The 6788-nt window shown below is 72.8% G+C and carries 7 protein-coding genes; 4 read left to right on the top strand and 3 right to left on the bottom strand.

The features are described 5' to 3' along the window. Positions 1-410, bottom strand: a 410-nt coding sequence (locus ABT300_RS39750; RefSeq protein ID WP_351686774.1) for an FAD/NAD(P)-binding protein, incomplete at its 3' end; no start/stop codon positions are given. 132 nt (positions 411-542) lie between these two features. Here ABT300_RS39750 and ABT300_RS39745 point away from each other — a divergent pair. Next, positions 543-1205 (top strand): cysteine hydrolase family protein, encoded by a 663-nt coding sequence (locus ABT300_RS39745; protein ID WP_351686771.1) that lies wholly within the window; start codon positions 543-545, stop codon positions 1203-1205. Next, complete coding sequence (locus ABT300_RS39740) at positions 1202-2383, top strand: pyridoxal phosphate-dependent aminotransferase (RefSeq protein WP_351686768.1); 1182 nt, start codon at positions 1202-1204, stop codon at positions 2381-2383. Before ABT300_RS39745 ends, ABT300_RS39740 begins: the two co-directional genes overlap by 4 nt. A gap of 22 nt (positions 2384-2405) precedes the next feature. Here the strand turns inward: ABT300_RS39740 and ABT300_RS39735 are convergent, their stop codons facing one another. Continuing rightward, positions 2406-3878, bottom strand: coding sequence for a DHA2 family efflux MFS transporter permease subunit (locus tag ABT300_RS39735; RefSeq protein ID WP_351686766.1), 1473 nt, complete (start codon positions 3876-3878; stop codon positions 2406-2408). 64 nt (positions 3879-3942) lie between these two features. On the opposite strand from ABT300_RS39735, the gene ABT300_RS39730 reads away from it, so the two are divergent. Both ABT300_RS39730 and ABT300_RS39725 read left to right on the top strand, forming a co-directional pair. Next, complete coding sequence (locus tag ABT300_RS39730) at positions 3943-4782, top strand: ArsR/SmtB family transcription factor (RefSeq protein ID WP_351686763.1); 840 nt, start codon at positions 3943-3945, stop codon at positions 4780-4782. Positions 4783-4896: 114 nt separating this feature from the next. Then, complete coding sequence (locus ABT300_RS39725; protein ID WP_351686760.1) at positions 4897-5904, top strand: TauD/TfdA family dioxygenase; 1008 nt, start codon at positions 4897-4899, stop codon at positions 5902-5904. Between the two features lie 31 nt (positions 5905-5935). Here the strand turns inward: ABT300_RS39725 and ABT300_RS39720 are convergent, their stop codons facing one another. Then, on the bottom strand, positions 5936-6667 hold the full coding sequence (locus tag ABT300_RS39720; RefSeq protein WP_351686757.1) for a LuxR C-terminal-related transcriptional regulator: 732 nt from the start codon (positions 6665-6667) through the stop codon (positions 5936-5938). Positions 6668-6788: the final 121 nt, after the last annotated feature.

The following is a 6788-nucleotide window of genomic DNA, read 5'->3' as shown; positions in this document are numbered from 1 at the left end:
TCCACGCAGCCGTGGACGGGGGTCAGCCTGACTCTTTCGGGGAGGTTCTTCTCGATCGCGTCGAGAAGAAACCGCATATAGCGTCCGTGGAGGGCGCGCGGCGCATAACTGTTGGGCCCCGGGTATTCCGGGTCGACGGAACTCCACCACTGCGCGAGCGAGGGGCCCGCGCCGGGCCTTGCGGGGCCGCCGTCGGGTGGCCCGGAGAACGCGGAGACCTCGTCGGCGACGGTGTTCATCAGAAACCACGCCGGCTGGTCGGTGCGCCAGATGCGGCCGGCGCCTACCTGGTGGGAGTCGACGAGGTAGATCTCGACGGCCTCCTGCACGGTCCCCTCGGCGAGGCGCGCCGCCATGCGTTCGAGGACGGACACCCCGCGCGGACCGCTGCCGACTATCGCCACTTTCATATGCACCCCTTCGGGAATCGGATTTCCCCTCGCGCATTCCGAAGGTAGGAGTTCCGACTTCCCGGTTCAACACTGATTCATTGATTCATTGCATGAGCGTTTCTCATGCAATTTCCGAGCGGAGGAAGAGAGATGGAAATGGACTTGACCTCGGCGGCGGAGCGGGGCCGGGGTGGGCGTCCCGCGCTGCTCGTGCTGGACCTCATCAACGAGATCGTCCACCCGGACGGCAAGTACGCGGCCGACGGCTACGGCGCGCAGGCGCGGGAGCGGGGCGTCCTCGTCGCGGCCGCCGAAGCGATCCGGCGCGCCCGTGCCGCGGACATACCCGTGATCTACGTCGTCGTCGGCTTCTCCCCCGGGTATCCGGAGTGGCCGGCCGGATCCCGGGTGTTCGAGAAGGCGAAGGACGACGGCCGCCTCGTCCTCGGCTCCTGGGCGACGCGGGTGCACGACGCGCTCGCCCCGCGGCCCGGGGAACCCGTCGTCGTGAAGCACCGCGTCAGCCCGTTCCACGGCACGAACCTTGAGGTGCTGTTGCGTACCGCGGGCGTCGACACGCTGCTGCTGGCCGGCGTCTCCACGGAGTTGGTGGTGCTCGCCGCCGCTCAGGCCGCACACGACCGGGACTACCGTGTGCGGGTCCTCGAGGACGCGACGCTGGCGGGCGACGCCGGGATCCACGACGCCGCGCTGCAGATCCTGTCCCGGATCTCGACGGTCACCACGGTCGCCGAGGCGTTGCCGGCCGCTCCGTCGGCCCCCGCCGCCGAGCGGCAGGGCGTGCGGTCATGAGGGCGCGAGCCGCGGCCCGTTTCACCGCCGTCGAGGAGTCGGCGACGTACGCGGTGTTCGACATGGTGGCGCGGATGCGCGCGCAGGGCCTGGAGGTGGTGGACCTGGGCGGCGGCGAGCCGGACTTCGACACCCCCGGGCATGTCGTGGACGAGGCGGTGGGCGCCCTGCGCGACGGCTTCACGCACTACACGCCGAGCCGCGGGCTGCCCGCGCTGCTGCGAGCGGTCGCCGCGAAGCTCGCCGAGGACAACGGCGTCGTCGTGGACGCGGCCACCGACGTCGTCGTCACGCCCTCGGCGAAGCACGCCCTGTTCGCCGCGCTGGTGACGGTGCTCGACCCCGGCGACGAGCTGCTCGTGCCGACGCCGAGCTGGGTCAGCTACACGGAGATGGCGCGGCTGATCGGCGCGCGGCCCGTGCAGGTCGCCCTCGACGGCGCGGACGGCTTCCGGATCACGGCGCAGGTGCTGGAGCGACACGTCTCCGCCCGGACGAAGGCGCTGCTGGTCAACTCGCCGAACAATCCCACGGGCCGGTCGCTGACCGCCGAGGAGGCGGCCCTGATCGCCCGGTTCGCGCAGGAGCACGACATCCTGCTGATCTCGGACGAGATCTACGAGAAGATCCTCTACGGCGGGCGCCGCCACGTCAGTCTGGCCGCGCAGCCGGACTGCGCCGAACGCACCATCACGGTGAACGGCTTCTCCAAGGGGTACGCGATGACCGGCTGGCGCCTGGGTTACGCGGCCGGGCCCACCGATCTGATGGCGCAGTTGGTGAAGGTGCAGCAGCACACGGTGGGCTGCACGGCGTCGTTCGTGCAGCGGGGCGGGCTCGCCGCGCTGAGCGGATCGCAGAAGCCCGTCGCGTGGATGGCCGCGCAGTACGCGGCCCGCCGGGATCTCGTCGTGCGGGGGCTGAACTCGCTGCCGGGGGTGTCCTGTTCGCCGCCCGACGGGGCGTTCTACGCCTTCGCCGACGTCCGCGGCACGGGGTTCGCGGACTCGGCGGCGTTCGCACGGTGGCTGCTGCGGGAGGCGGCGGTGGCCGTGATGCCGGGTTCCGCGTTCGGTCCGGGCGGTGAGGGCTTCGTCCGGCTGTCGTTCGCGGCCTCGCCCGAGACGCTGCAGACGGCGCTGGACCGCATGGCCCGGGCGCTGGCGGACCGGGGCTGACCCTCGGCGCACGACGCGTGCTTCACGTGGTGCGTCCGGCACGGCGCCGGACGCCCACGGCCAGCACGGCGCCGACGGCGAAGGCGGCCGCCGCGATGCCCGCCGACAGCCGCAGCCCCGAGGTGAAGTCGCCCGCCGCGGCCGCCAGAGTGCCGAAGAGGGCCACTCCGACGGCGCTGCCGACCTGCCGGGCGACGTTGAAGACGGCGGAGGCGATGCCCGCGCCGGAGGCGGGCGCCGTCTCGATGACGGCGGCGGTGGCGGCGAGGGCGGTCATGGTCTGCCCGAGTCCGGTGGCGATCAGGGCGAACAGCAGGACGGGGTACGGGGTGTCGGGCCGGGCGGCCAGCCAGCCGAGGAAGCCCACGGCGCCCAGCGCGAGCCCGCCGGCCATCGGGACGTAGGGGCCGGTGCGGGCGGCGAGGCGGCTGAAGAGCGGGGCCGCGACGAGGCCCATGCACACCGACGGCAGCAGGGCGAGACCGGTGTCCAGGACGGTGAAGCCGCGCACCTGCTGGAAGTAGAGGGTGGTCAGGAAGAGCATGCCGTAGTAACCGAGGCTGATCAGCAGGCCGATCGCGGCGGTCGCGGTGAACGCGCCCGAGCGGAACAGGGACGGCGGCAGCAGCGGCGCACGCCGACCTCGTCCGGCCCGTTCCCTTGCTTCCAGGGTGCGTTCGACCAGCGCGAATGCGGTCAGGCAGGCCACGCCCGTGCCGAACGCCGCCAGGACGAGTGGGGAGGTCCAGCCGTGTGAACCTGCCTCGTTGAGGCCGCCGGCCAGGGCGACGAGGCCGGCGATGCCGAGCACCTGGCCGGCCGGGTCCATGCGGCGGGCGGGCTTCCTGCGGGCCGTGGCCGGGACTCGCCGGAGGGTCAGGGCGACGGCGAGCGCGGCGACCGGCAGGTTCAGCCAGAACACCGAGCGCCATTCGAGCCCGGAGACGAGAAGGCCGCCCACCGCCGGTCCTGCGCCGAAGGCGATCGAGGCGACGGCGCCCCACACGGCGACCGCCCGGGCCCGCACTGCGCGGTCGGGGTACGTGGCCTGGAGGAGCGCGAGCGAGGCGGGCACCAGCAGCGCCGCGCCCGCACCCTGGGCGAGCCGTCCGGCGATCAGGGCGCCGGAGGCGCCGGCGAGGCCGCACACGAGGGAGGCGGCGGTGAACACGCCGAGCCCGGTGAGGAACATGCGCCGGTGGCCTAGCCGGTCGGCGAGCCCGCCGCCCAGGAGCAGCAGTCCCGCGAAGACGGTGCTGTAGCCGTCGACGATCCACTGGAGCGCGGCGGCCCCGGCGCCGAGGCCGGTACGGATCTCGGGGACGGCGACGTTGACGACGGTGACGTCCAGCATCACCAGGAAGTAGCCGAGGCTGAGGGCGATCAGCGGCGGCAGGGTGAGTGCGGGCCGGCGGGCCGGAGCGGGCGACGGGGCGGCCGCGCGGGGCGGTGCGGCGGTCCGGCCGTCTTCGGGGGTGAGGTCGGTGGTGGTCATGGCACGAGCATCGACGCCAGTCACTTCGTCACTGAGCGAAGTGTCGTCGTCGTACGGTGGAGCCATGCCGAACAGCAGCAGCACCTCGAGGGCGTCCGTCCGCGACGCGGGCGCGCCGCGGCGCCCCGGCCGTGCATCCGGCGAAGAGCAGGATGCGCCGCTCAAGCACCAGACCGACATCGCCCGCGCCGCGGCCCTCATCGCCGATCCGTCGCGCGCCCGCATCCTGAAGTGCCTGGCCGACGGCCGCGCGCTGCCGGCGAGCGCGCTGGCCGGCGAGGCGGGGGTCGGCGCAGCCACGGCCAGCGCGCACCTCGCCAAGCTCGTCGAGGGAGAGTTCGTCACCGTCGAGGCGCGGGGCCGGTACCGCTACTACCGCCTGTTCGGACCGGACGTCAGCGCCGCGCTGGAGGCGCTCGCCCTGATCGCCCCGCCGCTCGCCATCACCTCCCTCAAGCAGAGCAGCCGCACCAACGCGCTGCACCGTTCCCGGACCTGCTACGACCATCTGGCCGGGCGGCTCGGCGTCGCCCTGATGCAGTCGCTGCTCGACCACGGGGTGCTCACCGGCCACGACGGCATCCACCGGCCCGCCGAGGCGGTACGGGACAGGCCGGCGTCGTACGGCCGCGACATCGTCTACGAACTCTCCGCCGCAGGTCCGTCGGTTCTGGCCGAACTGGGCGTCGACACGGACCGGTTGCCGCCGCGCCGCCCGGCGATCCGCTACTGCGTCGACTGGAGCGAGCACCAACACCATCTGGCGGGCGGGCTCGGCGCGACGCTCAAGACGCGTCTGTTCGAGCTCGGCTGGGTGCGCTGGGGCGCCGCGCCGCGCGTGGTGCACCTGACCGACGACGGCGCCGGGGGCCTGGAGCGGACCCTGGGCCTCGTGTTCACCTGACCGCGGCCTGCCTCCACTTCGGTGGAGGCGCGGGTACGCCATCGGAGGACGCGGTGCGCGGCGCCTCCTCCGACGGCCGATGTGCGACGGCGGGGCGGCGGCGAGGCTCGGGGCATGGAACCCATCCACGAACTGTCCGAGCCGGAGCGCCGGCAACTGACCGCGGTACTGCGCTCCGTGGCCAAGAACCCCTACGAGGGCTACGAGGACTTCTCGAACGCCGTCGGCGACGTGATCGCGCGGGGCGAGGTGCCCGCCTTCTTCGCCGACGTCTGCGCGCGTGTGCGCGCCGACCGCCGGGCGGGCATCTCCGACGCGCACGTGCTGCGCAACTGCCCGCTCGACGAGGACATTCCGCTGCTCGACCTGGACGACCCGGTCGCCGACAAGCACGCGCGGAAGAAGACGTTCGTCGGCGAGGCGTTCCTGGAACTCTTCGCCCAACTGGTGGAGACGCCCCTGCTGTCCTACGCGACCCGTTTCAACGGGGACTTCTTCACGGACGTCGTCGCCATCAACCGCTACAGCGGGATGCAGACGGGCTTCAGCGACAGCGAGCTGGTCTACCACAACGACCGCACGGCCCATCCGGTGCGGGCGGATTTCATCTCACTGCTCGGCATGCACTGCCCTGAGGGCGAGTTCGTCTACACCGGGTTCGTCGACGGGCGCGACCTGCTCGCCCATCTGACGGACGCGGAGCAACGGCAGCTCAGGAAGGCGCAGTTCGTCACGCCGTTCGACGTGTTCTCACGGGACAACAACAAGGAGCTGACGGTCTCCGAGGTCCACCCGATCCTGGAGAACCACCACAGCTTCCGCTACCTCGACACCTGCACGACGGCCGCCCCGGCCGCTCCCGAGTCCGCGAAGGACGCGCTGCTGGCGCTGAAGGACGCGTTGGTGCGCGCGGACAAGACCCGTCACCGCATCCGGACCGGCGACCTGTTCGTCTTCGCCAACCAGGACGGTCTGCACAGCCGCGACAAGATGGAGATCAACGATCCGGCGCGGGCGCGGCAGCGATGGCTGCTGAAGACGTACGCCTTCCGCGACGAGACGGCCGCCGAGCGGCACGCGGACCGCTGGCTGGACGGGGTGCGCGGCCGCGTGGGCGACTGACGTCACCCGTCGCGGGTCCCGGCGCACGCCGTCATGACCAGGGCGGGCGGTCCTCGTCGAGCGCTCGGCGCATCAGCAGGACCGCCTCCAGACGGTTACGGACGGACAGTTTGGTCAGCGCGTGCGACACATGGCTCTTGACGGTCGCCGGGGTGACGCCGAGCCGCCCGGCCGCCTCGCGGGTGGACAGGCCGTCCGCGAGCACGGTGAGCACCTCGCGTTCGCGCTCGGTCAGCGAACGCAGAAGCAGACCGACCGAGCGGTCGCCTCGCCGGCGCGCGGACGGCTGCGCTGCCGCGCGACCCGTCGGCGGGCACAGGCCCATCAGCTCCGGCGACACCACGACGTACCCGGCGGCGGCCGCCCGTACGGCGGTCGCGAGACGGCCGATCTCCGGGTCCTTGACCAGTACGCCCGCGCAGCCCGCGGACAGCGCGTCCCCGACGGTCCGCGTCGTCCACCGCGTGTCGAGGAGCAGAACGCGCACGCCGTGGTGCACCAGGCCGGGGACCAGCGAGGCCGGCCGGGGCCGGAAGGCGTCGGCGAGCACGACGACGTCGACGCCGTCCAGGGGCCAGCGGTGCAACGGACGGCCGCTGTCGGCGGTGTCCAGCACCGTGATCCCGTCGGCTCCGTGCAGGGCCCCCGCCAGGACGTGCCGGGACACCGGATCGGCGTCGGCGAGCAGGACGCCGACGTCGGAGGCCTCCGACTCGTACCGCAGGACCCGGCCGTTCTCGCTCCTTCGCGCGGTCGTCTCCACGCGCTGTCTCCCTTCGTCACTGCGCCGCGTGCGCCGGCTGCTTCAGGTGCGCCAGGTGCGTCGCGTTCGCCGCATTCACGGCGGACGTCCGGACCGGGGCCGGCGTACGGCAGGCCCCGGT

It is taken from the genome of Streptomyces sp. NPDC001027, assembly GCF_040299045.1.
Classification (GTDB): Bacteria; Actinomycetota; Actinomycetes; order Streptomycetales; family Streptomycetaceae; genus Streptomyces.
Note: the sequence above shows the minus strand (reverse complement) of the source record. Positions and strands in the feature narration are given on the sequence as shown.

Coding starts and splice junctions, on each gene's coding strand:
- ABT300_RS39745 (WP_351686771.1), top strand. CDS start 543: ATGGAAATGGACTTGACCTCGGCGGCGGAGCGGGGCCGGGGTGGGCGT.
- ABT300_RS39740 (WP_351686768.1), top strand. CDS start 1,202: ATGAGGGCGCGAGCCGCGGCCCGTTTCACCGCCGTCGAGGAGTCGGCG.
- ABT300_RS39735 (WP_351686766.1), bottom strand. CDS start 3,878: ATGACCACCACCGACCTCACCCCCGAAGACGGCCGGACCGCCGCACCG.
- ABT300_RS39730 (WP_351686763.1), top strand. CDS start 3,943: ATGCCGAACAGCAGCAGCACCTCGAGGGCGTCCGTCCGCGACGCGGGC.
- ABT300_RS39725 (WP_351686760.1), top strand. CDS start 4,897: ATGGAACCCATCCACGAACTGTCCGAGCCGGAGCGCCGGCAACTGACC.